The sequence below is a fragment of the Martelella radicis genome (assembly GCF_014196625.1).
GTDB lineage: Bacteria > Pseudomonadota > Alphaproteobacteria > Rhizobiales > Rhizobiaceae > Martelella > Martelella radicis.
On the sequence record NZ_JACIDZ010000026.1, the window covers coordinates 1 to 26,123 of the forward strand.

The 26,123-nt window shown below is 60.9% G+C and carries 23 protein-coding genes and 1 pseudogene; 4 read left to right on the forward strand and 20 right to left on the reverse strand.

The features are described from left to right. Positions 1-603, forward strand: a 603-nt coding sequence (locus tag GGR30_RS22340) for a dihydrodipicolinate synthase family protein (protein ID WP_183491344.1), incomplete at its 5' end; no start/stop codon positions are given. 180 nt (positions 604-783) lie between these two features. Continuing rightward, positions 784-1,713: pseudogene (locus tag GGR30_RS23775) on the forward strand (IS3 family transposase); the annotation flags it as partial. Positions 1,714-2,110: 397 nt separating this feature from the next. Here the strand turns inward: GGR30_RS23775 and GGR30_RS22355 are convergent. The 6 genes from GGR30_RS22355 to GGR30_RS22380 all read right to left on the reverse strand — a co-directional run bounded on the left by GGR30_RS22355 (position 2,111) and on the right by GGR30_RS22380 (position 9,399). Next, positions 2,111-2,950, reverse strand: a complete 840-nt coding sequence (locus tag GGR30_RS22355) for an ABC transporter permease (protein ID WP_183491350.1) — start codon at positions 2,948-2,950, stop codon at positions 2,111-2,113. A 19-nt stretch (positions 2,951-2,969) separates the two neighbouring features. Then, on the reverse strand, positions 2,970-3,947 hold the full coding sequence (locus tag GGR30_RS22360) for an ABC transporter permease (RefSeq protein ID WP_183491352.1): 978 nt from the start codon (positions 3,945-3,947) through the stop codon (positions 2,970-2,972). Then, entirely contained in the window at positions 3,944-4,981 is a 1,038-nt protein-coding gene (locus GGR30_RS22365) for an ABC transporter ATP-binding protein (protein WP_183491354.1), read from the reverse strand. Before GGR30_RS22365 ends, GGR30_RS22360 begins: the two co-directional genes overlap by 4 nt. Beyond that, positions 4,978-6,009 carry an ABC transporter ATP-binding protein gene (locus tag GGR30_RS22370; RefSeq protein ID WP_183491356.1) on the reverse strand — a complete coding sequence of 344 codons (1,032 nt, stop codon included), beginning with the start codon at positions 6,007-6,009 and terminating at the stop codon, positions 4,978-4,980. Before GGR30_RS22370 ends, GGR30_RS22365 begins: the two co-directional genes overlap by 4 nt. Further along, complete coding sequence (locus tag GGR30_RS22375; RefSeq protein WP_210288144.1) at positions 5,996-7,543, reverse strand: S41 family peptidase; 1,548 nt, start codon at positions 7,541-7,543, stop codon at positions 5,996-5,998. Before GGR30_RS22375 ends, GGR30_RS22370 begins: the two co-directional genes overlap by 14 nt. Positions 7,544-7,695: 152 nt before the next feature. Next, positions 7,696-9,399, reverse strand: a complete 1,704-nt coding sequence (locus GGR30_RS22380; protein ID WP_183491360.1) for an ABC transporter substrate-binding protein — start codon at positions 9,397-9,399, stop codon at positions 7,696-7,698. Between the two features lie 300 nt (positions 9,400-9,699). Here GGR30_RS22380 and GGR30_RS22385 point away from each other — a divergent pair, with 300 nt between their 5' ends. Beyond that, positions 9,700-10,383, forward strand: a complete 684-nt coding sequence (locus GGR30_RS22385; RefSeq protein WP_183491362.1) for a GntR family transcriptional regulator — start codon at positions 9,700-9,702, stop codon at positions 10,381-10,383. After that, the gene (locus GGR30_RS22390) at positions 10,380-11,639 is read left to right on the forward strand and encodes an aminotransferase class V-fold PLP-dependent enzyme (protein WP_183491365.1); all 1,260 of its coding nucleotides are present in this window, start codon (positions 10,380-10,382) and stop codon (positions 11,637-11,639) included. The genes GGR30_RS22385 and GGR30_RS22390 overlap by 4 nt, the downstream gene beginning before the upstream one ends. A gap of 328 nt (positions 11,640-11,967) precedes the next feature. On the opposite strand, the gene cnbZ is transcribed toward GGR30_RS22390, so the two are convergent. The 14 genes from cnbZ to GGR30_RS22460 form a co-directional block, all read right to left on the reverse strand. Continuing rightward, positions 11,968-12,714 (reverse strand): 2-amino-5-chloromuconate deaminase CnbZ, encoded by a 747-nt coding sequence (gene cnbZ / locus GGR30_RS22395; protein ID WP_183491367.1) that lies wholly within the window; start codon positions 12,712-12,714, stop codon positions 11,968-11,970. A 35-nt stretch (positions 12,715-12,749) separates the two neighbouring features. Beyond that, complete coding sequence (locus GGR30_RS22400; protein WP_183491369.1) at positions 12,750-13,565, reverse strand: aspartate dehydrogenase; 816 nt, start codon at positions 13,563-13,565, stop codon at positions 12,750-12,752. Further along, entirely contained in the window at positions 13,558-15,036 is a 1,479-nt protein-coding gene (locus tag GGR30_RS22405; protein WP_183491372.1) for an aldehyde dehydrogenase family protein, read from the reverse strand. The genes GGR30_RS22400 and GGR30_RS22405 overlap by 8 nt, the downstream gene beginning before the upstream one ends. 29 nt (positions 15,037-15,065) lie before the next feature. After that, a complete protein-coding gene (locus tag GGR30_RS22410) occupies positions 15,066-15,785 on the reverse strand; it encodes an ABC transporter ATP-binding protein (RefSeq protein WP_183491374.1) in 720 nt (239 codons plus the stop codon). Then, complete coding sequence (locus GGR30_RS22415) at positions 15,778-16,533, reverse strand: ABC transporter ATP-binding protein (protein WP_183491376.1); 756 nt, start codon at positions 16,531-16,533, stop codon at positions 15,778-15,780. Before GGR30_RS22415 ends, GGR30_RS22410 begins: the two co-directional genes overlap by 8 nt. Beyond that, positions 16,530-17,474, reverse strand: coding sequence for a branched-chain amino acid ABC transporter permease (locus GGR30_RS22420; RefSeq protein ID WP_183491378.1), 945 nt, complete (start codon positions 17,472-17,474; stop codon positions 16,530-16,532). Before GGR30_RS22420 ends, GGR30_RS22415 begins: the two co-directional genes overlap by 4 nt. Further along, entirely contained in the window at positions 17,471-18,337 is an 867-nt protein-coding gene (locus GGR30_RS22425; RefSeq protein WP_183491380.1) for a branched-chain amino acid ABC transporter permease, read from the reverse strand. The genes GGR30_RS22420 and GGR30_RS22425 overlap by 4 nt, the downstream gene beginning before the upstream one ends. A 75-nt stretch (positions 18,338-18,412) precedes the next feature. Further along, positions 18,413-19,615, reverse strand: a complete 1,203-nt coding sequence (locus GGR30_RS22430; RefSeq protein WP_183491382.1) for an amino acid ABC transporter substrate-binding protein — start codon at positions 19,613-19,615, stop codon at positions 18,413-18,415. A gap of 124 nt (positions 19,616-19,739) precedes the next feature. Next, a complete protein-coding gene (locus tag GGR30_RS22435; RefSeq protein WP_183491385.1) occupies positions 19,740-20,642 on the reverse strand; it encodes a LysR family transcriptional regulator in 903 nt (300 codons plus the stop codon). Positions 20,643-20,886: 244 nt separating this feature from the next. Next, entirely contained in the window at positions 20,887-21,882 is a 996-nt protein-coding gene (locus GGR30_RS22440) for an NADPH:quinone reductase (protein WP_210288145.1), read from the reverse strand. Positions 21,883-21,889: 7 nt separating this feature from the next. Continuing rightward, positions 21,890-22,681 carry an SDR family oxidoreductase gene (locus tag GGR30_RS22445; protein ID WP_210288146.1) on the reverse strand — a complete coding sequence of 264 codons (792 nt, stop codon included), beginning with the start codon at positions 22,679-22,681 and terminating at the stop codon, positions 21,890-21,892. Between the two features lie 2 nt (positions 22,682-22,683). Then, positions 22,684-24,339, reverse strand: coding sequence for an ABC transporter ATP-binding protein (locus GGR30_RS22450; protein WP_183491387.1), 1,656 nt, complete (start codon positions 24,337-24,339; stop codon positions 22,684-22,686). Then, complete coding sequence (locus GGR30_RS22455) at positions 24,332-25,153, reverse strand: ABC transporter permease (RefSeq protein WP_210288147.1); 822 nt, start codon at positions 25,151-25,153, stop codon at positions 24,332-24,334. The genes GGR30_RS22450 and GGR30_RS22455 overlap by 8 nt, the downstream gene beginning before the upstream one ends. Positions 25,154-25,163: 10 nt before the next feature. Further along, entirely contained in the window at positions 25,164-26,123 is a 960-nt protein-coding gene (locus GGR30_RS22460; RefSeq protein WP_183491390.1) for an ABC transporter permease, read from the reverse strand.

The following is a 26,123-nucleotide window of genomic DNA, read 5'->3' on the forward strand; positions in this document are numbered from 1 at the left end:
GCCAAGAAGGCCGGCGCGGATGCGCTTATGGTCACGCCGACATTCTATAATGTCCTGGTGCCGGACGCGGCCGGCAACAAGCGCTTTTACGGCGCAATTTCCGAGGCGGTCGGCCTGCCGATCATCATCTACAACGTCGTGCCGCAAAACGAGATCTCGTCCGAACTCTTTTCCGAGCTGCTCAACATCGAACATGTCATTGGCGTCAAGCAGAGCGTCGGCGGCATCATGGCCATGTACGACATGCGGATCGCCTGCGGCGACCGCGGCATGGTTTATGCCGCAACCGACGAAATGCTCCATTCCTGTTTCGCGCTCGGCGCCGATGGCGCGATCTCTGCCATTCTGGCACTTTTCCCCCGGCTTTCGGTCCGCATGTGGGACCTGACGCGGGCCGGAAACTACGACGAGGCGCTCAAGATTCAAAACCGCCTCTACCCCCTCTGGAAGATCGTGCGCGGACCGCAATTTCCCGCCCGCATGAAGGCGGCAGCCGGGCTTCTCGGGCGCGATTGCGGCTTCTCGAAAAGCCCGATGTCCGATGTGCCGGAAGAACTGGTCGACCGGATGTCGGCAATTCTGAAAGGCGTGAAGGACGAATAGGCCGAGGTCGTTTCTGGCTCTTCGTCAAACGCTTCCAAGCTCATACCAGCGGTAAGCTTCCGCTGGTGTATCATGAGTTCGAAGCTCATCAACCATCAGCCCGTACAGCCGTTGCATTGGCCTGCTGCCGGTTTCATGGACATGAAGATAAGATCGTGACCAAGAAACTGGAGCATGGAAATGACGAGACGTAAGTTCAGCCGGGAGTTTAAAGCGGAAGCGGTGCGACTGGTGACGGAAAGGGGCGTTGCGGTTGCGCAGGCCGCTCGCGATCTGGATGTTGCGGAGAGCGTTTTGCGGCGTTGGATGCGAGAATTCTCCTCCGGCCGTGCTTCAGCCTTTCCCGGCAATGGCCAGATGCAGGCGGAACTCGCCGAGATCGCGGCCTTGAAGAAGGAAATGGCGCGGCTCAAGGCCGAGAGGGATATCCTCTAGCGCATCGGCCCGAAAATCGGAATCGATTTTCGGAAGCACGATGCGCAGATTCAATAAGTTAGAGCGTCCTTTGTGCGTCCGAATGGACGCACGGCGCTCTAGAAGGCCGCCGCTTTTTTTCGCACGGGAGGCGATATGAGGTTCGCCTTTATCGCCAGACACCGCCGGCCGGCCAGTTGGCTGTGCAAAGTGCTTGAGGTCTCCCGTTCGGGCTTCCATGCGTGGCTCACACGCCCCGCCAGTCATCGTGAGATTGATGATGCCCGCCCTGTCAGGGGTATCGACAAGAGCTTCAAAGCCAGCGACCGCACCTATGGCGGCGCCGCGTCTGGCGCGATGTGCCTGAGGAAGGTCTGTCGTGCGGCCTCCACCGGATTGAACGGTTGATGCGGCAAAACGCCATGAAGGCAAGGCCGAAGCGCCGCGGACGCCAAGAGACGATGGAGAGAGGTCCGTTGTCGCTGCCAACATCCTCGACCGGGACTTTCACGCTGATAGGCCAAACAGGAAGTGGCTGGCTGATTTCACCTATATCTGGATTGCCGAAGGCTGACACATGTGGCCTTCGTTCTTGACCGCTATTCCCGGCGCATCGTCGGTTGGTCGATGAAGGCGGAGCGAGATGCCCCGCTGGTCATGGACGCATTGATGATGGCGGTCTGGCGACGGGGGCAGGATCTGGACACTGTTTTTCTCGGGCGTGAAAATTTCTGCCTCTTCAAGATTCCCCGTAAGTAAAGAAACCTGGAGAGACCGGCCAAGTATCGCAGTGCTCTGTGATGGCGGCAGACCGCCCATCGTGACCGATCTGCATATCCTTGGAACGCGAGTGCCCAAATAAACCATCGACCTTCGGCTCTGGCGGAACGGTGGTTGATTTCTTCTCGAAGATTGCATGCCGACCGCTCTCTTGCTCCGAGCCTGGAGCCCTCCATCTCCATCCAGACTGCGCACGGACTTGAGGGATCTGGTTCGCCGTCTTGCTTGTCAGAGAATCCGCTTTTCGCAAGTCAGGATGGGGCCCGTCCATCAACGGTCCAGTTCAAGGAGCGGCAGCCGGCGACAGGCTCCCTCAAAGCTCGACATCCAGTGTATCACGCAGGGCATCGCCGAGAACGTTGATCCCCCAGACCGCGCTGAAGATCGCAAGCCCGGGAAAAATGACGCACCAGGGCGCGTAGGTCATGTCCTCGATGCCCTGGGTGATCATCTGCCCCCATGAAACCGCCGTCGGGTCGCCCAGCCCGAGAAAGCTCAAGCCCGCTTCGGCGACAATCGCCGAGCCGACATCAAGCGTTGCCACGATCAACAGCGGCCCGACACCGTTCGGCAGGATGTGGCGCCATATGATGCGGCCGTGACCGGCGCCGGCCATGCGGGCGGCATCGACAAAGTCGCGGGTCTTGATGTCCATCACCTTGCTGCGCGCTACGCGCCCGATCGAGGGCCACATGGTCACCCCGATGATGAGCGCGATGACCTCGAGGCTGCGCGCACCGATGACCGTAGCCGCGACAATCAGCAGCACCACGTCGGGCACGGAAAGCTGGATATCGGCAAGCCGCATGAAGACCGGGCTGAGCGTGCGCTGAAAATAGCCGGCCAGCGAGCCGAATGTCACGCCGATCAGAAGCGAGATCGCCGTTGCCAGCACGCCGACATAAAGCGATGTCCGCGCGCCCCAGATGATGCGGCTCAGCATGTCGCGGCCAAGCGAATCCGTGCCGAAAGGAAAGGCAAGCGACGGCGGGCGAAACACATCGGAAAACATCATCTCCGTTGGGTCATAAGGGGCGATAAACGGCGCGAATGTGCCCGCGATCACCAAAAGCGCCGTCAGCGTCAGCCCGACGATGGAAAGCCGGTTGTGCAGCAGTCGTGACCAGAAACCGCGCCTCTTGCGTTCAGCCATGTGTCAGCGTCCTTCCTGGCTATTCATATCGGATACGCGGGTTGAGCCAGCTGTAGCAAATGTCCGTCAGCAGATTGGCGATGATCACCAGCACCGAGACCAGAAGCGTGATCGCCATGACCACCGGATAGTCGCGGACATGGACGGCATGGACCAGATAGCGGCCAACACCAGGCCAGGAGAAGATCGTCTCCGTCATCACCGCGCCGGAAAACACATGCCCCATGGAAAGCCCGATCAGCGTGACGACGGACATCAACGAATTGCGCAGCGCATGCTTGATCAACACGACCCTGCGTTTCAGCCCCTTCGCGCGCGCCGTCACGATGTAATCCTTGTGCAGCACTTCCAGAAGCTCGGCCCGCGTCACCCGCATGGTCACGGCCATACTTCTCAGCGTCACCGTGAGCGCCGGCAGAACGAGGTGCCACAGCCGGTCGAAGATCATGCCGAAGAAGGACCCGGTGGCGACGGTGGAACTCACCGATCCGCCGGAGGGAAAAAGGCCCAGCTCCACCGAAAACACCAGGATCAGCATCGCGCCAATCCAGAAGGCGGGCATGGAGAGCCCGAAGAGCGCGAAGGACCGGCCGAAATGGTCGATCCAGGAATTCGGTCGGATGGCCGACAGCACGCCGATCGCAATGGCGAGCGGCCAACCGATCAGATGTCCGAAGAAAAACAGCGACAGCGTTGCGCGCATGCGCGGCGCAAGTTCGGCGGTGATTGCGCGATGGGTCTCATAGGACGTGCCGAGATCGCCGACCAGAACGCGCGAAAGCCATTTCCAGTACTGAACATAGATTGGCTTGTTGAGGCCGAGTTCCTCTTCAACTTGCGCCATGCGGGCGGCATCCACCGTCGCTTCCGGATTGGCAGCTGTGTAGAAATCGACGATATTGCCGGGGGCGGCCTGCATCAACGCGAAGACGAGAATGGTGATGCCGAAGAAGGTCGGAATGGCGCCGAGCAACCGGCGAATGATGTAGCCGGTCATGCGACGTCTCCCTTCAGCCCTTGCAGATCGAGCGCCTCTGCATGGTGGCAGGCGACCTTTCGCCCCTCTCCCACGCCGGCAAGCGGCGGCCGCTCGGCCTTGCAGAGATCGGTGGCGTAGCGGCAGCGCGGATGGAAGGCGCAGCCCGATGGCGGCGATATCGGATTGGGTATCTCGCCTTCCAGAACGATGCGCTTGCGGCGAAGACGCGGATCCGGCGAGGGCGTTACCGAGATCAGCGCCTCGGAGTAGGGATGCTTCGGCGCGGCGAAGAGGCGGCTTGTCTCCGACACCTCCACGATTCTCCCGAGATACATGACCGCGATCCGGTCGCTGATATGACGCACCACCGAAAGATCATGGCTGATGAACAGCAGCGTCAGCGCCTTTTCGCGGCTGAGATCGGTCAGCAGGTTCAGCACCTGGGCCTGAACGGATGTATCAAGCGCGGAAACAGGTTCATCGGCAATCACAAGCTGCGGGTTGATCGCCAGCGCGCGGGCGATGCCGATGCGCTGACGCTGGCCGCCGGAAAATTCGTGCGGATAATTGTCGAGTTGATCGGCGCGCAGGCCAACCTGTTCGATCTGCATCCGGACCAGTTCGGCAAGCGCCTTGCCGCTGGCAATGCCGTTGACGCGCAGCGGTTCGGCAATGATCTGCTCTGTCGTCATGCGCGGATTGAGCGAGGCATAGGGGTCCTGGAAGATGAGCTGGATCTTGCGGCGCAGGGCCTTGACGCCGGAGGCCGGAAGCCGGGCGATATCGACCGCCGCCCCGTTTCCGTCTGCAAACAGGATCTCGCCCGCGCTCGCTGTATCGAGGCTTGCGACCAGGCGGCCGAGCGTCGACTTGCCGCTGCCGCTTTCGCCGACGAGGCTGAGCGTCTCGCCGCGACGGATGTCCAGATCGACGCCGTCGACCGCACGCACGACGGCGACATGGCGCTGCAGCAAGCCGCGCCGCACGGGAAAAAACTTCTTCACGCCGCGCAGCTCGAGAATGTTTTCCGGCGAGGAGAGCGAGGGGGTCATGGCGCCGTCTCCGTTTCATGCGATCCGCTCATCTTGCCGGGCGAAAAGTCGGAATGAATCCAGCAGGCCGCCGCATGACTTGGCGAGAGCGTGTGGCTGGGCGGCTCCTGCTCGCGGCAAAGGAGACGCGCATGCGGACAGCGGCTGGCAAAGCGACAGCCGGAAGGAAGGTCATAGGCGCTGGGAACGGAGCCCTCGATCGGCTGGAGCCGTTCATTGGCGCCCGTCAGGGAGGGAAGAGCGGCCAGCAGACCCTTGGTATAGGGATGACCGGGCGACAGCAGCACATCGTTGACCGAACCGCGCTCGACGACCTTGCCGAGATACATCACCAGCACATCATCGGCGATTTCCGCCACCACGCCCAGATCATGGGTGATGAACAGCACCGCCATGCGGTTTTCTTCCCTGAGCCGCATGATCAGGTCGAGAACCTGCGCCTGGATCGTGACATCAAGTGCGGTGGTCGGCTCGTCGGCGATCAGAATGTTGGGACGACAGGAAAGCGCCATGGCGATCATCACCCGCTGGCGCATACCGCCGGAAAACTGATGCGGATACTGGTTGACCCGCTCTTCCGGAGCGGGAATACCGACCTCGCGCAGCGCCTCGATAGCGCCTTGCCAGGCAATCTTTCGCCCGCATTTCTGGTGCAGCATGATCGCCTCGCTGATCTGGTCGCCGACCGCATAGGCCGGGTTCAGCGAGGTCATCGGCTCCTGGAAGATCATGGCGATCTCGTTGCCGCGGATGGCGCGCATCCGGTCGCCGTTTTCATCCAGCTTCGCGATATCGACAGCGCCCGCAGCGCTTTCAAACAGGATCTCGCCGCCGGCAATGCGACCGGGCGGGGAAGGAACAAGCCGCATGATCGAGCGGGTGGTGATCGATTTTCCGCAGCCGCTCTCGCCGACAATGCAGACGATCCGGTTTTCCTCGACCGAAAACGACACGCCATCAACGGCGCGCGCCACACCAGCGGCGCTTGAGAATTCGATCTGCAGGTTTCTGACATCAAGAAGAGGCATCGGCCTGCCCTTCATCGGTGGCTGGGTCCGCGCCGGCACTCGCCAGATGCGCAATGGCACGCTCGAGCAGCAGCTCCGGATAATGGGGAAAATTGTCGCGGGTCTGAGGGATATAGTCGTCCACTGCCGGCGGGTTTCCATCGAGAAGCTCGCCATTGGGCCGGATTGTGTGCCCCATGGAATACATCAGACCGACAGCGGGTCTACCCGAGAGCGGGAAGGCAACGTCTTCCACCCATTCCCAGGTATTGCTGTAACCTGCCGTCGGCATGCCGAGCGTGAAGCCAACGCCGTTATCCTTGACCATGGCGGCGAACTGGTCGAGATGCGAGCCCCCATAGGGCCCGAACATCGCCACCAGTCTCCCGGTAAAATGATCGGGGTGCGGATCAATGAAGCCGTCCGATGTCTTCGGCAGATGGGTGAGCTTGAAGGGAACGTCGTTGGAATAGGCATCCCCACGGGCCAGACCATCGCGGACATCGGTGACGAGCCAGTCCCACAGCCACGACCCGCCATCCATCCACACGCCGGCATCAACCTCCTTCAGCGAGGCCCCCTCCTCGCGACCGCGCCGGATGAGGTCGATGAAGGGCTCGACCGCATCGCTCAGCCTGAGATTGCCGAACGTGGTCTTGAAGGGTTTTGACGTTAGCGCCTGCAGAACATACGCGCCATACCCGCCGCCGCGCGATCGGGTGCCATCGAAGATCACGTGATGGTCGAGAACGCCGGCCTTCTTCGCCCAGGTGATCAGCGCATCCGTATCGGCAATGACATGATCCTCGCTGAAACGCTTCCAGTCGAGCAGGACGATCGGCAGATCATCAGAGCGATAGAGCTCGAAGCAGGGGCGCGAGAACTGGTGAGAAAAACCCGGATAGCGGTTTTCGCCAGGCTTGCGGAAGCTGCCGGACCAGGAAATCGTGTCGGCGGCGCGCCAGTCGAGGGCAAGATCGTAGGTATCGCCCGCGCCGCCTTGGAGCGTGAACTGCGCCTCAGGCAAATAAAGCTCTGGCGAAACTTCACGGGAACGCTGAGAAAGCGCCTTGGCCAGCGTCCACCACATGCCCTCGCGCGTCGACCAGCGCAGATATGGCAAGTGACATGCGCACCAGTCGGAAACCGACAAGCCGTTGACGGCGATGAGGCGGTCACCGAGTGCCGGTCTCCGGCCACCGAAATCGGCCGGGTTGGTTCCAGCATCGGCGACAAAGAAAAAAGGCCTGTTCGGGTCGCCGTAATCCACGGAAAAGCGGATCGGCACGTCTTCCGTCGGCAACCGGTCCATGCGGATATCGTTCTCGCCGAGCCTGACCCCCGGCAGCTCAAGGCCGCCGCGCAGGAGCCAGACCTTGACGTGTACATCGCGGCGGGCATTGTTCATCCGCAGGATCGCATAGATCAGCTTTTCATCGGTATCGGCGGTGATGAAATCCTGGCGACAGGCTTGAAGCGCGGCGGCGACATCAAGCCCCAGACGCTCGTTCTTGACCGGAACAAGGGCATCCCGACGCATGATCTTTGCGAACATGTCTTCAAAAAGCGCGACCCGGTCTTCTCTCGAATGAGAAGGTCCGTGGTCAGTCGACTGGGAAGGTTGCATCAGGGGAGGCTCGTCACATTTGCGAGTACGGTCATCCAGACAGGCCGGCGAGAACGCACCGGCCTGTCGAGAGCGGCAGTTTATTGCGGGCCGTCAATGCTGATCGTATCATAATCGAAGCCGGCCTCGACGAGCGCTTTCTTGGCTTCGTTGAGATCGTAGACGAGCGGCGGCAGATCCGGCGAATAGGCCGGGTTCCAGTCCGGTACCATCTGGTCGGCCGGACGGGCGAGCCCGTCGAACACCACGTCAGCGATCACCTGCCGGTTCGTGGCGAGACTCATGGCCTTGCGCACGCCTAGCTTCGACAATTCGGGATGATCGTGATTGATGCGGACGATCTCCATCGAGATATCCGGCTGCTCGATCGTGCCGATTTCAGGGTTGGCGTTGATCTCTTCCAGCTCACGGGTAAAACCGTAGGCATTGGTGATATCGACCTCGCCTGCCTTCATCGCATAAAACGCCGCCGTCTTGGTCGGCACCACCTTGAAGGTGACGTAGTCGAAGAACGGACGGCCGCCATAGTATTCGTCATTCGCCTTCCAACGGATGAATTCGCCTGGCTGGTAGACATCAAGCACGAAGGGTCCGGTGCCGATAACCGTCGTCGTATTGTATTCAGAGGTCTTGATCTCGGCCGGCGGCATATCGCCAAGTACATGCTCCGCGACGATCGGAGTCGTGAACATTTCGGAGGCAAACAGCGGACTGAAGGTTTCTGCCGTAAACTCAACCGTCTTGTCATCCAACTTCTTCCAGCTCACCCCATTCGTCTCGATGAACTTGGACGAACCGTAGCCGGCGTCGGGGTTCTTGATCAGATCATAGGTGAACATAACGTCATCGGCGGTGAGGGGAACGCCGTCGTGCCAGGTGGCACCATCGGCCAGATGGAAGGTCCAGGTCTTGCCGTCCTCGGAGATTTCCCAGTCAGTGGCAAGCGCCGGCTTCGGCCCCTTCTTGCCGCCATCCCTTGTGGCATAGGAACCTAGTGTGGGCGCCAGAAGCGCGTCATAGGCCATGTAGTTGAGCGCCCGCGTGGTATCGTCATTGTCGTGGAAACCCGGCAGGAACGCCTCAAGGCCGGAACCGTCAGTGGCGACAACCAGCGTCTTTTCACGCGGCGTCATCTCGTCGGCGGACTTGCCCTCGACTTCACGCGTTGCCCAGCGTGCGGCATAGCTTTCCCAACCATAATAGCTCTTGTTTTCGGGAAAGGCGATATCGGTGCGCACAAGGTTGATCTTGGGCGTGCGGTATATCGGCACATTGGCGAAATCTTCCCTGAGAAGCGCGACCGCTTCCTTCGTCGTTTCCCAGCGCGCCTCGTCATTGGGCGTGGCAAGCGCCTCGTAGATCAGTTCGTCGAATTCGGGATTGACGTAACGCGTGCGGTTATTCCCGTTGGGATAGAACTGGTCGCTGCCATAGCGCACATAGATGCCCGAAGGATCAGGGAAGGTGTTGAGCGACGTGCCGCTGAAATAGATGTCGTAGCCGCCATCCTCGAAGGTCACGCCGGTCTTGGAAGTCAGCTTGTAGCGTGGGCTGATCGCTGCAAAATCAATGAACTGAAGATCGACATCAATGCCGATCTTGCCGAAATCCTGCGCCATGATCTGGGCGATCTTGGCAAGTTCGCTATTGCCCTCGCCCACCATCAAGGTGAGCGTGAAAAAACTATCATCCTCGGCTATGGCCGGAGCGGAAAGACCGCTCGCCAGAAGCGCCGATGCGCACAGCAACCTGGCCCGTGCGCTCCATTTTCCGTATGATTGCATGATGGACTATTCCCCTTGTTTTTGACGAGAGCGCTTCATCGACGGCGTGCGGGTCGCGGGAGGTCAACGACGTTCTCTGGTTAACTGGTATACCGGTAGCCCACACTATTGTCAAACCACCTCTATCGGGCTATGAAGTCAGAAACAGGTGCGCCGAAACCCATGGGCGCGTCATTCAGGAGAGCGGTTCTGAATGATGCGGGTTGTCTTCGCTGCCTTGTCGGCAGGCCCGTTGACGACGCGAGGCTGGCCGACCTATTTTGTGGTATACCGGAAAACCGACCGACTGACGGAGCAGCAATGCCTGAATTTGAATTTGAGCGTGATCGAGCCTACAGGCTGCTGCTGGATTTCTTTCTGGGCGGTGATTTCGACACCGATACCAGCCTTTCGGAGCGCAAGCTGGCCGAAACCCTGCACATGGGGCGCATGCCGATACGCGAGGCCCTGCGCGACCTGTCGCGTGACGGCTTGCTGGAATCAAGGCCCGGCCGCGGCACCTTCCTGCGCCCCCTCTCGGTCGATGATCTGCGCGAAATCTACGAGGTACGGTATGCGCTTGAGGGCATGGCAGCCCATCTCGCAGCCCAGAATGGACTGACCGAAGAGCTCGCCGCCTATGATGCGAAGTTCAAGGCGATGCTCGCAAGTCCGGACGATTACGAACTCGGCGCCGTTTACGACCTCGGCGCCGAATTCCATCTCAGCATGTTCCGGGCCGCGAAAAACCAGCATCTCTATGACATCTACGAACCTTTGCGACTGCGTTTCCGCATCGCACTCGGCCTGCCGAAGCATTACGATCATGCGCGCGTCTTCAAATCCGTCGAAGAGCACATCGAAATTCTGGACGCAATCAGAGCCGGTGACAGCCTCAGGGCCCAGCAGCTTGTTTGCCGCCATCTTGCGGCCGGCCTGGATGTCCGTACGCGGATCTTCGAGAAATTAAAGGACTATGCTGGTCCGGCGGCGGCAAGCGCATGACCGACAGCGATGTGCCGCCTCGCTCCGCCTCGCCGCAACCTGCCACAGCAGATGCGTTTGATGTTTTCCGCGCGGGTTTTCCCGCTCTCTCACGCGTGCGCTATCTTTCGATCTGCGACAAGATGATCCTGCATGACACGGTGCGCGGCGCCGTTGATCAATTTCTCGACCATCTTGCCATGGCGTCGGCTAGCAGAAGCGAACATGAGATCCACGTCGAGCGATCACGCACCGGCTTTGCGCAGATGATGAATGTTGCACCGGAGACGATCGGCGTCGTCCGCAACGTCTCGGATGGCATCAATGCGATGGCCTGGGCGCTTCCCTGGCAGGATGGCGACAATCTCGTCGTCAGCCTGGGCGCGGAGCATCCCAACAATTCCTATCCCTGGCTTCGCTTGAAGCGGCGCGGCGTGGAACTGCGCAACATACCCACGCTCTCCTCCGGTGCGCTCGATATCGAGGCGATGATTGCGGCCATGGATGGCGCGACCCGCCTCGTCACCTGTCCCTCGGTCAGCTTTGCGCCGGGCCACCGCACAGATCTGGAACGCCTCGCCGAAGCCTGCCACAAGCGCGACATCTTCCTTGCCGTCGATGGGGTTCAGTCCGCCGGCATCCTGCATCATGACCTCTCGGCACTGCCGGTCAGCGGCTTTGCCACATCGACCTCCAAGGGCCTGATTGGCCTTTACGGCTTCGGCTTTGTCTATATCGCACCGAGCTGGATCGACAGGCTCGAGCCCGCCTATCTCTCCCGTCCCGCCGTCGCCATGGAGGGAACGGATCACTCCGCCATGGGCAGCCTTGACTATGCTCTTCAACCGGATTCGCGTCGTTTTGAGGTCGGCAGCTACAACCTTGCCGGCGCCTATGCCGCCGATGCTGCGCTCGGCCTGCTCAACACACTCGGAACCCGACACATCGAGACAAAAGTTCTGACGCTGTCTGCCCAGTTGAAGGATGCGCTTGCCGGCCTTGGTCTTGCACCCTCGATTGGCTCCGACGGGCCAGATCACAGCCACATCGTCACCACAGGCACACTCGACGCAGGCGGCCACGGCTACTCCAACTCGCCCGTTATCACCAGGCTCTCGGCAGCCCTGGCCGAAGCCTCGATCTCCCATACGATCCGGCGCGGGCAGCTCCGTTTCGGCCTGCACGCCTACAATAATGCCAGCGATATAGACACGGTCGACGACGTTCTGCGCGCGGCCATGGCCATGGGACGGCGCAAAAAACGCAATGCTTGGTAGCCCCATTGTAGTCAAGCACTTAGGGCGGCTCCGCCTTTCCTGCCGATCCGATCCAGTATTTGCGCGAGGTCCCCGCAGCGACAGGCCACGATCTGATGACGATTTCAAGATTCGAAGCAAGAGGCGTGGAAACAGCAGAAGGCCCGCCAACGCAACGCGTTAGCGGGCTTTATCGGGTTACGGCTGCGGAATTTGGACATTGTGTTGTCGCCCACGGCCATTCGCCATTTCATCAAGGCCGCCGCGTGTACCAAGCAAGGTCGTCACGCGCTTGTTTCCTGAAAGTACGGCAGGCTGAGGCTTGCCCACACACCGCACTCGCGCCATTTCACAGAACGATTTCATCGAACACGCGCCGGCAGTCCATCTCATATTCGAGGCCAACGATCGGCGGCCGGTTATAGTGCCAGGAAAGCCCGTTGCGGTGGACGCCGCGCGGGGCGAGTTCCGTCTCGATCAGCGGGTGGATATCGTGGACGGAATAGATCTGCGCTGCCGTGGTGTCGGCCCACTTGCCGCCGAAAAAGCCCATGCGGCGCTCCATCTCGTCGAGCACGAAAGCGGCCTTCTCGCGGAGTGCATCCGGGCCGGTCTCGCCCGGGCGAACGATATGGTCGCGGTAATTGGCCTTGCCTTCCGGCACCTCGCCGGAGCCGGCAATCGCGAAGGTTTTCGGTGCGTCCTCGTCCTTCACCGTGTAGCAGAAGGCATGGAAACCGGGCTCTTCCGGCGCGCCGATCTCGGGGCAGATATTGGAGCGGGCAACCGGATTGTCATCGCCTTCCATGATGTTCCAGGCGATAAGCGTTTCAGCGTAAACCCTGTTGAAGGCGGCAAAACCATCCTCGGTGAACTGGCCGGGCGAGCGCATTTCGCAGGCGCAGAAGGCTTCCAGCGGACGTCCGTTTTTGCTGAGATGGTCCGCGATGCGCTCAAAGCCCTCTTTCATCGGCACGACATCAAAGAAGCGGGCACGGACGATGCGGTAGCCGTCAAGGGCGGCGACACCGGCTGAATACTGCATCACGCCGGGAATATAATGGTAACCGCCGGCCGCCATGGATTTTGTCTGCATTGTGAAGTCCTTCCTGTCTGAAATTAGCTGCCGGCTCACGTGCCGACCGATAAGGCGCTGTTCATCCGCCTCAATGCGGCGATGATGCTGTAAGCGGTGATTGCGCTGCTTTTCGGATTTTCCTCGTCCGGCAGATTTTCCGAAACGACCTTGAGCGTGCCGCCCTTCGAGCGAATGGTCAGTTCATGGGTATTCATGAAAACACCGGGGTCGGCCCAGATTTCGACTGACGTCCGATCTGCGCCGAGCCCGGCAAGCGCGACGGTCGCCGCCACATTGATGTTCTTCGGAAAAGCTGCGATCGATTGCCGGGCACTGCCGGAGAAAAGGCGCGTGGCCTTGTCTATCCCGGATGTCGCCACGGTCTTTTCACCGACCATGACGCCTTCACCGAAGGAGCTCGGCGGCTTGCGGGTCTTCAGCGACACCGCCTCCAGTCCGATCTCGCGCGCGGCCCGCAACCCGTCGAGGCCGGCAACCGCGCCTGAAGGCGCCATGATACGCAGGCCCGCTATACGCGCCTGGTCGAGAAACCCCTCGCGCATCAGTAACTGGCCGACGCTGGCCACGACAAAAGTCTTGCCGCTAAGGTTCACAACCACATCACCGAGCGTCGAAAAGGCCGATGGCGGCAGGCATTCGACGACAATCTCGGCGGCATCCGGCAGTTCGGCGAGCGGCAGGACGACAGGAGATGAACGCAGGCCGGATAGCCGCGCGCCGGCACTCCGAACGTCACGGACGGCGACGGCAACAAGCTGAAGCCCGTCGACGCCCTGATCAAGCGCTGTTGCCACTCGCATGCCGATTGAGCCGAGTCCGGCGACGGCGACCCTCAAAGGTTCAGCCATAATTGATCACAAGGAACTTGATGTCGGTCATGCTGTCCATGGCATAGCGCGTGCCCTCACGCCCAAGACCGGAATCCTTCCAGCCGCCGAAGGGCATGGTGTCGATGCGGTAGATCGGCACGTCATTGATCATCAACGCGCCGACATCCCAGTCCTCCAGCGCGCGGAAGGCCGCCTTCATGTCGTTGGTGAAGAACCCGCCCTGCAGGCCGAACCGGCTGTCGGCGGCGCGGCGCACGCCCTCATCGGCATCCTTCACCTTGGTCAGCGTCACGACCGGGCCGAAGATTTCATCCGCCTCGACTTTCATGTCTGGTTTCGTGTCCGTCAGGACAGTCGGCGCGATGACGGCATGATCGCGGGTGCCGCCGGTCAGAACGCGCGCGCCCTGTTCCACCGCCTCATTGATCCAGCTTTCGATACGCATCGCCGAGCGTTCGTCGATCACCGGCCCGACATCGACCCCCTCCTCCATCGGATTGCCGACCTTGCAGGCTTCCACACGGGCCACCAGTTCCTTTTCAAAGGCATCATAGACCTTTTCATGCACGAAAATGCGCTGGACGCCGATGCAGTACTGGCCGCCATAGACGACGCCGCCGCGCACGCAGCGCGCTGCCGCAAAGGGAATATCGGCGTCATCGGAGACCACAACCGCGCCATTGCCGCCAAGTTCAAGCGAAACTTTCTTCTTGCCGCTCAGCGACTTGATATGCCAGCCGACCGGCACGCTGCCGGTGAAGGTGACCATGGCGATGCGGTCGTCGCGCACGAGTTTTTCGGCAAGCGGCACATCGCAATGCACCACCGTCAGCGCCTCTTGCGGCAGCCCGGCTTCAAACATGACCTCGGCGAGAAGCCGGCTGGTGAGCGGCGTCTGCGGCGCGGGCTTGAGGATGACCGAATTGCCGACGGCGAAGGCCGGCGCCAGCTTGTGCAGAACCAGGTTCAGTGGAAAGTTGAACGGCGTGATCGCGAGAATTGGCCCGATCGGAAACCGCCGCGCAATGCCGATGCGCCGGCCAAGCCCGTTGAGCGTGGCAAGATCGGCTTCGGCAAGGTCAAGCGGGCTGCCATCGGCTGAGGCTGTCTGATATTCAAAGACCGCGCCGTCGATATCGAGCGGCACTTCCTGTCCGCCAAAGGCGCGCGCCTCGCGGGCGGCGCCGCGCAGGTTCAAAAGCGAGCGGGAAATCTCGCCGCGCGCATCGTAAAGCGGCTTTCCCGCTTCTGCCGCGATGAGACGGACGAACTCATCCTTGCGCGCCTCGATCAGGTCGGCAGTGCGGTCGAGAATATCGGCGCGCACGAAACGCGGAAGCTTGCGCATCATGTCGAAGCCCTTCTCGGCCGTCAGGATGGCCTGTTCGACATCGGCCTCTTCGGAAACCGGCATATGGCCGACGAGGCTGCCGTCATAGGGCGACAGGATGGCGTCCTGGCGGGGATCGGTGTCTTGAGAAGCATTCATCAGTCTTGCTTTCTGTCTTTTCTTAGGTGTCAGGCCGCGCCGATATAGGCTTCGCGCACGGCGGGTTCCTGACGGAGTTCTTCTGAGGTGGCTGCAAAGGAAATCTGCCCGCGGTCGATCACATAGCCGCGATGGGCAAGATCGAGCGCGGTCATTACATCCTGCTCGACAAGCAGGATGGCGACGCCGGATTTGTTGATCTCGATGAGGGATTCGCTGAGGAGCTCGACGGCGCGCGGCGCAAGGCCGAGCGAGAGTTCGTCGATCATCAGCAGTTTCGGGCGGCTCATGATCCCGCGGCCGATCGCGCACATTTGCTGCTCGCCGCCTGACAGCGTCGATGCATCCTGATGCGCCCGTTCGGCAAGGCGCGGGAACATGGTCATGACCCGTTCGAGATCTTCTTCAACCGAAGCATCCCTTTTCCTGAGATAGGCGCCCATCATCAGATTGTCCTTGACCGACATGGTGCGAAACAGCCGCCGGCCTTCGGGCACATGGGCAATGCCGCCCGTGAGGATCCGGCGCGTGTCGGCGCCCGCGAGCTCCTGGCCGTCGATCAGGATGCTGCCGGCCGTCGGCTGCAGCAAGCCGGAGACGGTGCGCAGCAGCGTCGTCTTTCCGGCGCCGTTGGAGCCGATCAGGCAGACGATCTCGCCGGCACTGACGGCAAGGTCGATGCCCCAGAGAACCCGGATTTCGCCGTACCCGGCCTCAAGCTTATCGACCTGGAAGAATGGTTCAGACATCGGCCGTCTCCCCGGCGTTGGCTTTCGCATAACGATTGCCGAGATAGGCCTCGATCACCTTCTCGTTTCGCGTGATCTCGTCCGGCCGGCCTTCCGCGATCTTGGCGCCGTGATGCAGCACGACGATGCGGGTGCAAAGGCTCATCACCACCTTCATCAGATGCTCGATCAGGATGATGGTGACCCCGCGCGCCGCAATGGCCCGGATCATCTCGAGCGCCGTCTCGATCTCCGCCGGGTTGAGTCCGGCATTGACCTCGTCGAGCAGCAGCACCTTCGGCTTCATGGCGAGGCTTTTGGCGAGTTCCAGCCGCTTGCGGCCGGCAAGGGTCAGTTCGCCCGCCAGCGTGTCGCGATGCGCCTTCAGCCCGAGAAACTCGATCGCCTCGTCGGCGGCGTGCATGGCCTCGGTGGTGGAGGCGGCCCCTGCGGCAAAGACCGCCGGCGCCATGACGTTTTCCAGCACGGTCATCTCGGGAAAGGGCTGGACCACCTGATAGGTGCGCGCCACGCCGAGCCGGCTGATCTGATAGGGCTTCATCCCGTCGATGCGCCGGCCGTCATAGATGACGCTGCCGGAAGACGGCTTGAACACGCCGGTTACCAGATTGACGACAGTGGTCTTCCCCGCCCCATTGGGGCCGATAAGACCGACGATCTCGCCGGGTTCGACGGCAAGGTCGACATCGTTGACCGCCGTCAGACCGCCGAAGCGCTGGGTCAGGCCCTTGAGTTGAAGAATGCTCATGGCTTGGTCTCCACTTTGTTTGCCGAGCGCTTGCGCAGTTTGCGCATGGCGGCGCCGACAACGCCGTTGGGCAGGTAGAAGATCAGTCCGACAATGAGAATGCCGAGAACGGCGGCATGGATGGAGAGGAAGTTGCGCCACACCACCTCCTCGATGACGAGGAAGATGCCGGAGCCGATGATCGGCCCGAGAAGCGTTCCGGGACCGCCGAGCATGGTCATCACGATCGGCCGGATCGTGGTCATCACCGAATAGACGTCCGGCGGCTCGATATAGAACACCCAGGAGGCGTAGAGCGCGCCGGCCGAACCGACGAACAGGGCGGAAAGCACGAAGGCGATGATCTTGTAGAGCGTGGTGTTGATGCCGACCATGGAGGAGGCATCCTCGTTCTGGCGGATGCAGCGAAGCGCAAAACCGATGCGTCCGGCCGAGACATACCAGCTCATCAGGAAGGTGAGCACGGCAAGGACAAGCATCGACCAGAAGAACAGGCGCGCCTGTGCTGAGACCGACATGCGGATGATCGGCAGGTTGAGCCCCATGCCGCCGCCCGTCAGGCTGGTCCATGACGTTGTGATTTCCAGAAGCACTTCCGCAAGAACCAGGCTGGCAATGGCGAAGTAATGCCCCTTCAGGTGCAGGATGGCAGCGCCCATGGCAGCGGCGAAGGCTGCGGCCATCAGGCCGGCGGCAGCCCAGGCCAGCGGCATGGCAAGGCCGAGCCCCTGCAGAATGGCGCCCGTATAGGCCCCGAGGCCGAAGAAGGCAGCCGTTGCAAAGGAAGGATAGCCGGCATAGCCGCCGATGATATTCCACGACTGGGAGAGCACGGCATACATGGCGAACATGGTGCCAAGGCGAAGGATGTAGTTGTCTCCGAACACCGGCAGGAAGGCGATGAGGGCGAAGAAACCGAGGGCAATCAGCGGATGTTTCATTCATACCCCCTGCGGCCCATGATGCCGGTCGGCTTGAAGATGAGGAGGAGGATGAGCAGAACAAAGGCGATCGTCAGCCCGTGTTCCGGGCCGATGAACAGCGCCCCAAAACTCTGGATGAGGCCAAGCGCCAAGCCGCCGACGATGGCGCCGGCTATGCTGCCGAGTCCGCCGAGAACGCAGACGATGAAGGCGATCGACAGGTATTCCGAACTAGCGAGCGGAGAAATCGGAAAGACAAGACTGAGCAGGCTGCCCGCAGCACCGGCCATCAGCGCGCCGATGCCGAACGTGATCGCGTAGATCTTTTTCACATCGACGCCCATCAGGGCGGCCGCCTCCCGATCCATCCGCACGGCAACGATGGCATGACCGATCTTGGAACGGGCCAGCAGCAAGTATAAAAGCCCGGTGAGGACGCCCGCAAGCAGCATCGCCACCAGCCGGTCGAGCGGCAGCACCAGCCCGGCGATCACCCTGCTGCCGAGCGGGTTGGCAAGCTGAACGGAGCGATAATCGGCGCTGAAGGCCAGCAGCATACCGTTGTTCAACAGAAGATCGAGGCCGAAGGTCAGCACCAGCGTGGTCAGGACAGGCGCGCCGACGACCCGGTTGATCAGTCCAAGCTGCACCACATAGCCGAGCGCAAACAACAGCGCGCCGGCGATAATGACCGAGACAAACGGGTGAATACCGAGGTGAACATAGGCGAAATAGGCGATGTAGGAGCCAAGAACCACGAACGAGCCGTGCAGCACGTTGATGACGTTCAGGACACCCCACACCAGCGAGAAGCCGACCGAGATACAGGCATAGAGCCCGCCCAGCACCAGCCCGTTGAGGAGGATCTGTGCGTATAGCATTGCTGTGTTTTCCGCTGTTTGAGCGGCCGACCGCGACAGCCGGCCGCAAAAGCGTTGAATGGCTGATGCCGGGATTTATTCGATGCCGCCGAAACGCATGTCGGCCTGCTTGATTTCTTCCGGATAGATCGTCTTGGTGGCGCCATCCTGGATCTGGAACACCGGTGGCTCGAGCGAGTCGATCTGGCCGTTTTCGCCGAAATGCACAGGACCGTAGAAGGTCATGGTGTCCATCGCGGCAAGCGCATCGCGCACGGCGGTGGGCTCGATCGTGCCGGCATCCTCGATGGCAAGCTGTAGAACGACGCCAGCAGCCGCAGCGGAGGCTTCCGCATAATCGGGCGTGGCATCATATTTCGTTTCGAAGGCGGATACGAAATCCGAAGTCGCGCCGAAAATGCCTTCGCCGTCATAGGCAACGGCCGGATGCCACCACGCAGCACTCGAGACATTGTTCGAATGATCGCCGGTCGCCTCGATGAATTCCTTGTAGGCCGGACCGGCCAGCATCGTCAGCGCCTTCGGCTCGATACCGAGATCGGCCATCTGGCGGCGAATGAGAATGAGATCGTTGATATAGCCGGTGGCAAAAATCCAATCCGGTTTGGAGCGCATCAGCAGCGTCATGGCCGAGGCGTGGTCCATCGTTCCGATGGCATATTCATCAAATGAGATGACCTCGATGCCGTTGTCGCCAGCCGATTTTTCCATTTCCTTGGCGATCGCGAGCGGAAACAGGTCGTTGCGGGCATAGATCGCGACAGTCGAGATGTCCTCATCGGAATCGGCGATGATCCTGGCAAGCGGATCGGTCAACGTATTGTTGGGCGTGAACGTACCGAACAGATACTGATACCCCTGATCGTAAACCTCGACGGAGGAAGCCGTCGCCGCGACCATCGGGATCTGGTAGCGCTCGGCAACCGAGCTTGCGGCTTTCGCCGCGCCCGAGCCGAAGGGCGCGAACAGGAAATTGACCTCGTCAGCCGTGATCAGCCGCTCGGCGGTCTGCACGGCGCGCGGCGTCTGGCTTTCATAATCGACATAGATGATCTCGACGTCATAGGTCGTATCGCCTGCGGTGATGCCGCCGGCCGCGTTGACGGTTTCAGCCCAGAGGTCATAACCGCGCTGCTGTTTCAGCCCCTCCGGGGAAAGAGGCCCCGTCAGGGGAAGCGGAGCGCCGACCCGGATTGTTTCATTGGCAAGCGCCGGACCAGAAAGCAGCATTGTGGCGCCGGCAAGCGCGAGCAACCACGACTTCGTAGAATGCGTCATTTCGGAACCCCTCAGTTCTCGTTGTTTTGATGCACCGGGAGATTTGACGATCTCCAGATTTCAACAGCCTAAGGGGAGAACCGTGCTTCACGGAAGAAGTAATTAAGACACACCGCGTTGCGGTTTACGCAACACCGACAAATTCATCGGCCACCTTGCGTATATATTCAACCAGACGGCGCGCAGCAGGGCTCAGTTCGATCTCCGCGCGTTTGCACACCTGGGTGGTCGACAGCGACAGGACATTCGACGCGATCGGCACGCCGATCAGCTCTCCGGATTGCAGTTCACGCTCGAAGGAAAATGCCGGCAGAAAGACAATGCCCATGTCCTGAAGCGCGAACTGTCGCATCATGTCGATGGAATTGGTTTCCAGCCTGATATTAAGAGCGAGTTGCTCGGACCTGACGACATGGTCGACGAGTTGACGAATACCGAAGGACTGGTCCGGCAGGCCGACCGGTTGATGCCGGACCTCTGAAAGGTCTAGCTCCCGCCTTCCTGCGAGCGGATGCTGGCGCGACATCACCGCCATCACCGGTTGGCGCAGGCTGACCAGCGTATCGATCTCGGCGCGCGGAAAGGGCTGGAAGGAAATGCCGATATCGCAGCGATCCTCCGCCACCGCCCGCATCACGCCGTCGGTTCCGGCCACCAGCACCTGATAGGTGATATTGGGATGGTCCCTGCCGAAACGGGCAAGCGCGCGCGGCAGAAGGCCGCCGATCATGCCTTCGACCGTATAGATGATGACATGGCCGCTTTCGAGGTTCTTCAGCGCGTCGATTTCCGCACGCAACCGCTGAAGCTCCTTGTTGCGCCCCTTCACATAGCGCAGGATCAGTTCGCCTGCCGGCGTCAGCCGGACGCCCTGGGACTGGCGGACGAGAAGTTCGGTTCCGTACAGATATTCCAGTTTCTGGATCTGACGGCTGACCGAAGACGGCGAGATATGCAGCTTCTCCGATGCCTTCCTGATCGAGCCGAGCTCCGCGACAGTTTCGAACTGAAAGAAGGCTGTTTCCATCTCGGCTTCCGCTTGAATTTGTCGAAACAGGCCGCAGGCCAGTCTCATTTCACCGGCTGACACTCTGACATCAAGGCCGCGATGTTAACGAGTAAGGCTTGCAGACGCCGCCCCGAAAGGCATTCCAGACGCTGCGCTTTCCAAGCTATTGGGTGCAGACGCGTTTTGCAATGCACACCATAAAGCTACACTTCGCCCAAAGCCGGCATTCATGACTTGACCACCGGAGTTGAATGGGTGGGGCTCAGACAGCGTTAATCTTCAGCACCACCGAACCGCGCACCTCGCCCGCTTCGATTTCGCGGTGGGCGGCGGCGCAATCGGCAAGCGGGATCAGGCGGGCAATGCGATGCTGCAGGCGACCGGCTTCAAGCGCATCCTGAATATCGGAGATGGCGTGGTCCTTGGCATCGTCCGGCATGGCGTAGACGATCACCATGCGGATAGTGATGTCGAGATACATCATCTTGAGGAAAGGCAGCTTCGGCTCCTTCTCGACCGTCGAGGAATAGGTCGCGATGACGCCGCTCGTGCCGATGACCTTCAGCACATTTTCGAGATTGGCGCCGAATTCGACCTCCACCACACGGTCCACCTTCTCGCCGTTGGTTGCGGCCAGAAGCGCTTCCGGCCACCCGGCATCGCGGTGATTGACGATGATCGATGCACCGGCATTGCGGCAGGCATCGGCGTCCGCATCATTGCTGGCAGTGGCGATCACGCGGGCGCCGGAAAGCGCTGCCCACTGGATGGCATAAAAGCCGACGCGGCCGGCCCCGCCGGTGACGAGCACGGTCTTGCCGTTGACCGATCCATCGGCAAAGACGCAGCGATGCGCGGTCATGGCCGGAATACCGAGGCAGGCACCGATTTCGAAGCTTGCCGGATCAGGAAGGCACGGCGCATGGGCGGACTGCAGCGCGACATATTCCGCAGCCGTGCCGAAACGGCGGCCGTATTGCGCATTGAAGGTGAACACCCGTTCGCCGATACGGCTTTCGGAGATGCCCTCACCAACGGCTTCGATCACGCCGGCGCCATCGCTATGGGGAATGACATAGCCACCATCGAGCAGGTCCGGGAAAGACGCCATCCGTTTCTTCGTGTCAGACGGATTGACGGCACTGGTGTGGAGCTTCACCAGCACTTCGCCGGGGCCAGCGACCGGCGTTTCGATATCGCCGTAGATCAGCACCTCATCGGCGGGGCCGAAAGTTTCGAACCGGATGGCTTTCATCATAACGCTCCTAAAAGGGGACTGAGAGGCTTTCGGTGTGCCCATCGACGGCGATCACCTGGCCTGACACCATGCCCGCATCCTTCGACGCCAGAAACACGCACATCCGGGCGATATCGTCGGCGCTGACAAATTTGCGCATAGACACCTGGCTCTCATAGATTCTGCGCACATCGCCAGCTTCCATGCCACGGTTTTTTGCATCGCGCGCGATGACACCATCGATACGCGGGCCTTCCACCGAGCCGGGGCAGATGGCATTGGCGCGGATGCCGAAGGGGCCGAGTTCCATCGCCAGCGTCTTTGTGAGCCCGATGATAGCCCATTTGGAGGCGGCATAGGAGGTGCGGTTCGGATAGCCGAAAAGCGCGGCTGTCGAGGCAATGTTGATGATCACGCCGCTCCCCCTCGCCTTCATCGCCGGCACCACTTCCTTGAGGAAATAGAAGGTGCCGTTGACATTCACATCCATCGTGCGACGGAAGTCTTCGGCATCGACAGCTTCCACCGGCGCGTTCATGCCGGAAATACCGGCATTGTTGACCAGAAGATCGAGCCTGCCACCGGTCGCCGCCAGAACCTCCGCCACCAGAGCGGCGACCACCGCCTCATCGGCGACGTTGCAGACGCTGGCGGTGATACCGGCGGCCAGCATGCTTTCGACGGCATCAGGATCGACATCGCAGATGAACACCCGAAAGCCCTCGGCCTTCAGATTGAGGGCGATCGCCTTGCCGATGCCGGAGCCGGCGCCGGTGACCAGAGCCACCGGGCCATCAATTTCGGGTTTAGTCGCAGACAAGCTCAGGCTCCTTCGGGCACGGATGAAGCCGGCAGGTGCTCTTCGAGCAGTTCCAGCGTATCTTCCAGCCAGCCGATCCGCATTTCCGGCACGGAGCGCATCAAAAGCTCGGTGTAGTCGTCAAACGGCGGGGACAGGACCTCCTGCTTGCCGCCATAGCGCACCACTTCGCCCTGATACATGACCGCAATCGTGTCGGCGACTTCGCGCACAGCGGCGATATCGTGGGTGATGAAGATGTAGGTGACGCCGTCTTTCCGCTGAAGATCGCGCAGCAACTTCAGGATGCCCTTGGCGACCAGCGGATCGAGCGCGCTCGTCACCTCGTCGCAGATGATCAGCTTCGGCTTGGCGGCCAACGCGCGGGCAATGCAGACGCGCTGCTTCTGCCCGCCGGAAAGCTCGGCCGGGTAGCGGTCGATGAACTCCTCGCCGAGTTCGATGCGATCGAGCAGTTCAATGACGCGCTGGCGCTTTTCCTTGCCCTTCATGCCGAAATAGAATTCAAGCGGCCGGCCGATGATCGTGCCGACGGTCTGGCGCGGGTTCATCGCCACGTCAGCCATCTGATAGATCATCTGCAGTTCCTGCAGGTTCTGCCAGCTGCGACCCTTCAGCGCCGGAGACAGGACTTCGCCGTCAAACTCGATCTCGCCGGTATGGGGCGGCAGAAGCCCTGTCAGCACGCGGGCAAGCGTCGACTTGCCCGAACCGCTCTCGCCGACGATTGCCAAGGTTGTGCCCGGCTGGACCTCCATGTTGATGTTCTTCAGCACATCGAAATCGAGCCCGCGATAGCGCGCCGAGATCTCCTTCAGCGTCAGCACCGGCTTTTCGTCCGGATCGCGCTCGCGCCGTTCGACGTTGATGGCCGAGACGAGATCCTGGGTATACTCTTCCTGCGGATGGTTGATGATCTGGTCGCAGGTGCCGTATTCCACCGTCTCGCCACCGCGCAGCACCATGATGTCATCGGCAATCTGGGCGACGACGGCGAGATCATGGGTGATGTAGAGCGCAGCCACGCCGAAATCGCGGATCGCCTTCTTGATCGCCGCCAGAACGCCGAGCTGGGTGGTCACGTCCAGCGCCGTCGTCGGCTCATCAAAGACAACAAGATCCGGCTTCGGGCAAAGCGCCATCGCCGTCATGGCGCGCTGCAGCTGGCCGCCGGAGACCTGGTGCGGATAGCGGTTGCCGAAAGTCTCCGGGTCAGGCAGGCCAAGGCGGGTGAAGAGGTCGACGGCGCGTGCCTTTGCCTCAGACCGGCTCATCCGCTTGTGCTTGACGGTCGATTCGATGACCTGATCCATCAGCTTGCGCGCCGGATTGAAGGCGGCGGCGGCGGATTGCGCCACATAGGTCACCTCGGCTCCCCGGGCGGAGCGCAGCACCTTGCCGGGCGCGCGGCGCATTTCCCGACCATTGAGCTTGATCGAGCCGCCCGTCAGCCTGACGCCGCCACGGCCATAGCCCATCGCGGAAAGGCCGATGGTGGATTTACCGGCACCCGATTCCCCGATCAACCCCAACACCTTGCCCGCTTCGAGCGACAGCGAGACGCCGTTGACGATGGTGATCTTCTGCGGCTTTTCGCCAGGCGGGTAGCTGGTTGCCTCGATCTTGAGGTCCTTGATTTCAAGAAGAGCCTCAGCCATTGCGGCCTCCTTTCAGCGATGTCGTGCGTTCCAGAATCCAGTCGGCGACCAGATTGACGGAGATGGCGAGCGCTGCGATGGCGACAGCCGGAAGCAGGGCTGCTGGAATGCCATAGACGATGCCATCCTTGTTTTCCTTCACGATACCGCCCCAGTCGGCATTCGGCGGCTGGATGCCGAGCCCGAGGAAGGACAGCGTCGAGATGAACAGAACGACGAAGATGAAACGCATGCCGAGTTCGGCAATCAGCGGCGAAATCGCATTCGGCAGGATTTCCCGGAAGATCACCCAGATCTGGCCTTCACCGCGAAGGTTTGCAGCCTCGACGAAGTCCATGACCGCGAGATCGGCGGCAACGGCGCGCGACAGGCGGAACATCCGCGTTGCCTCCAGAAGGCCGATGACGACGATCAGGATAGGCACCGTCACCGGCATAACCGACAGCACGACCAGCGCAAAGATCAGCGATGGAATGGCCATGATGAGGTCGACGAAGCGCGACAGAACCTGATCGAGCCAACCGCCGACAGTCGCAGCAAAAAGCCCGAGCGTGGTACCGACGATAAAGGCGACCATGGTTGCCGCGATTGCCACGAAAATCGTGGTGCGGCCGCCATAGATCAGGCGCGACAGCAGATCGCGGCCGATATTGTCGGTGCCAAGCCAGTGCGCGGCGGATGCCGGCTCCCAGACATCGCCGACAACCTGGCTCATGCCATAGGGCGCAAGCCACGGCGCGAAGATGGCCGCGAGGAAGAAGCAGATGGTGACAAACAGGCCGACAAGGGCGGGATAAGGTATTCGTTTTATCATGTTCTTCTCCTCATCGCGGATGCCGCAGACGCGGATTGGCGAGGATTGAGAAGATATCCGCCAGCATATTGAGGGAGATGTAGACGCCGGCAAAGATGATGCCGCAGGCCTGGACCACCGGCACATCGCGCTTGGCCACATGATCGACCAGATATTGGCCCATGCCCGGATAGACGAAGACCACTTCGACCACCACGACGCCGACGACCAGATAGGCCATGTTCAGCATCACCACGTTGACGATCGGCGCAATGGCGTTCGGAAACGCATGACGCCAGATCACCTTGAAGCGGGACAACCCGTTCAGTTCGGCGGTTTCGATATAGGCCGACTGCATGACGTTCAAAAGCGCTGCACGCGTCATGCGCATCATATGCGCCAGCACGACCATCACCAGAACGGTGACCGGCAGCGCAATGGCATGCAGCTTGGCGAAGAACGACATGTTCGCACTGATCATCGCGACCGATGGCGCCCAACCGAGCTGCACGCCGATATAGAAGATCAGGATGTAGCTCAGCATGAATTCCGGCACGGAGATCGATGCAAGCGTAATGGTCGAGATCAGCTTGTCCGGCCAGCGGTTGCGGTAGAGCACAGAAACGAGGCCGAGAATGATGGCAAGCGGCACCGAGATGATGGCAGCACACCCCGCCAGAAACAGCGTGTTCGACAGCCGGCCCTCGATGGCGGTGGCGATGTTCTGGCCGTTGGTCAAAGACGTGCCGAGATCGCCATGCAACAGACCGACAAGCCACGACAGGTAGCGCTGATAGACCGGCGCGTTCAGACCGAGTTCGGCGCGCAGGTTTGCCAACGCTTCAGGTGTGGCGGATTGGCCGAGAATGGCCTGGGCGACATCGCCGGGCAGCATCTGGGTGCCGGCGAAAATCAGGATCGATACGAAAAAGATCAGCATGAGGCCCAGCGCCAAGCGCTGGACCACAAGCTTGAGAAGGGAGGCGTTCAT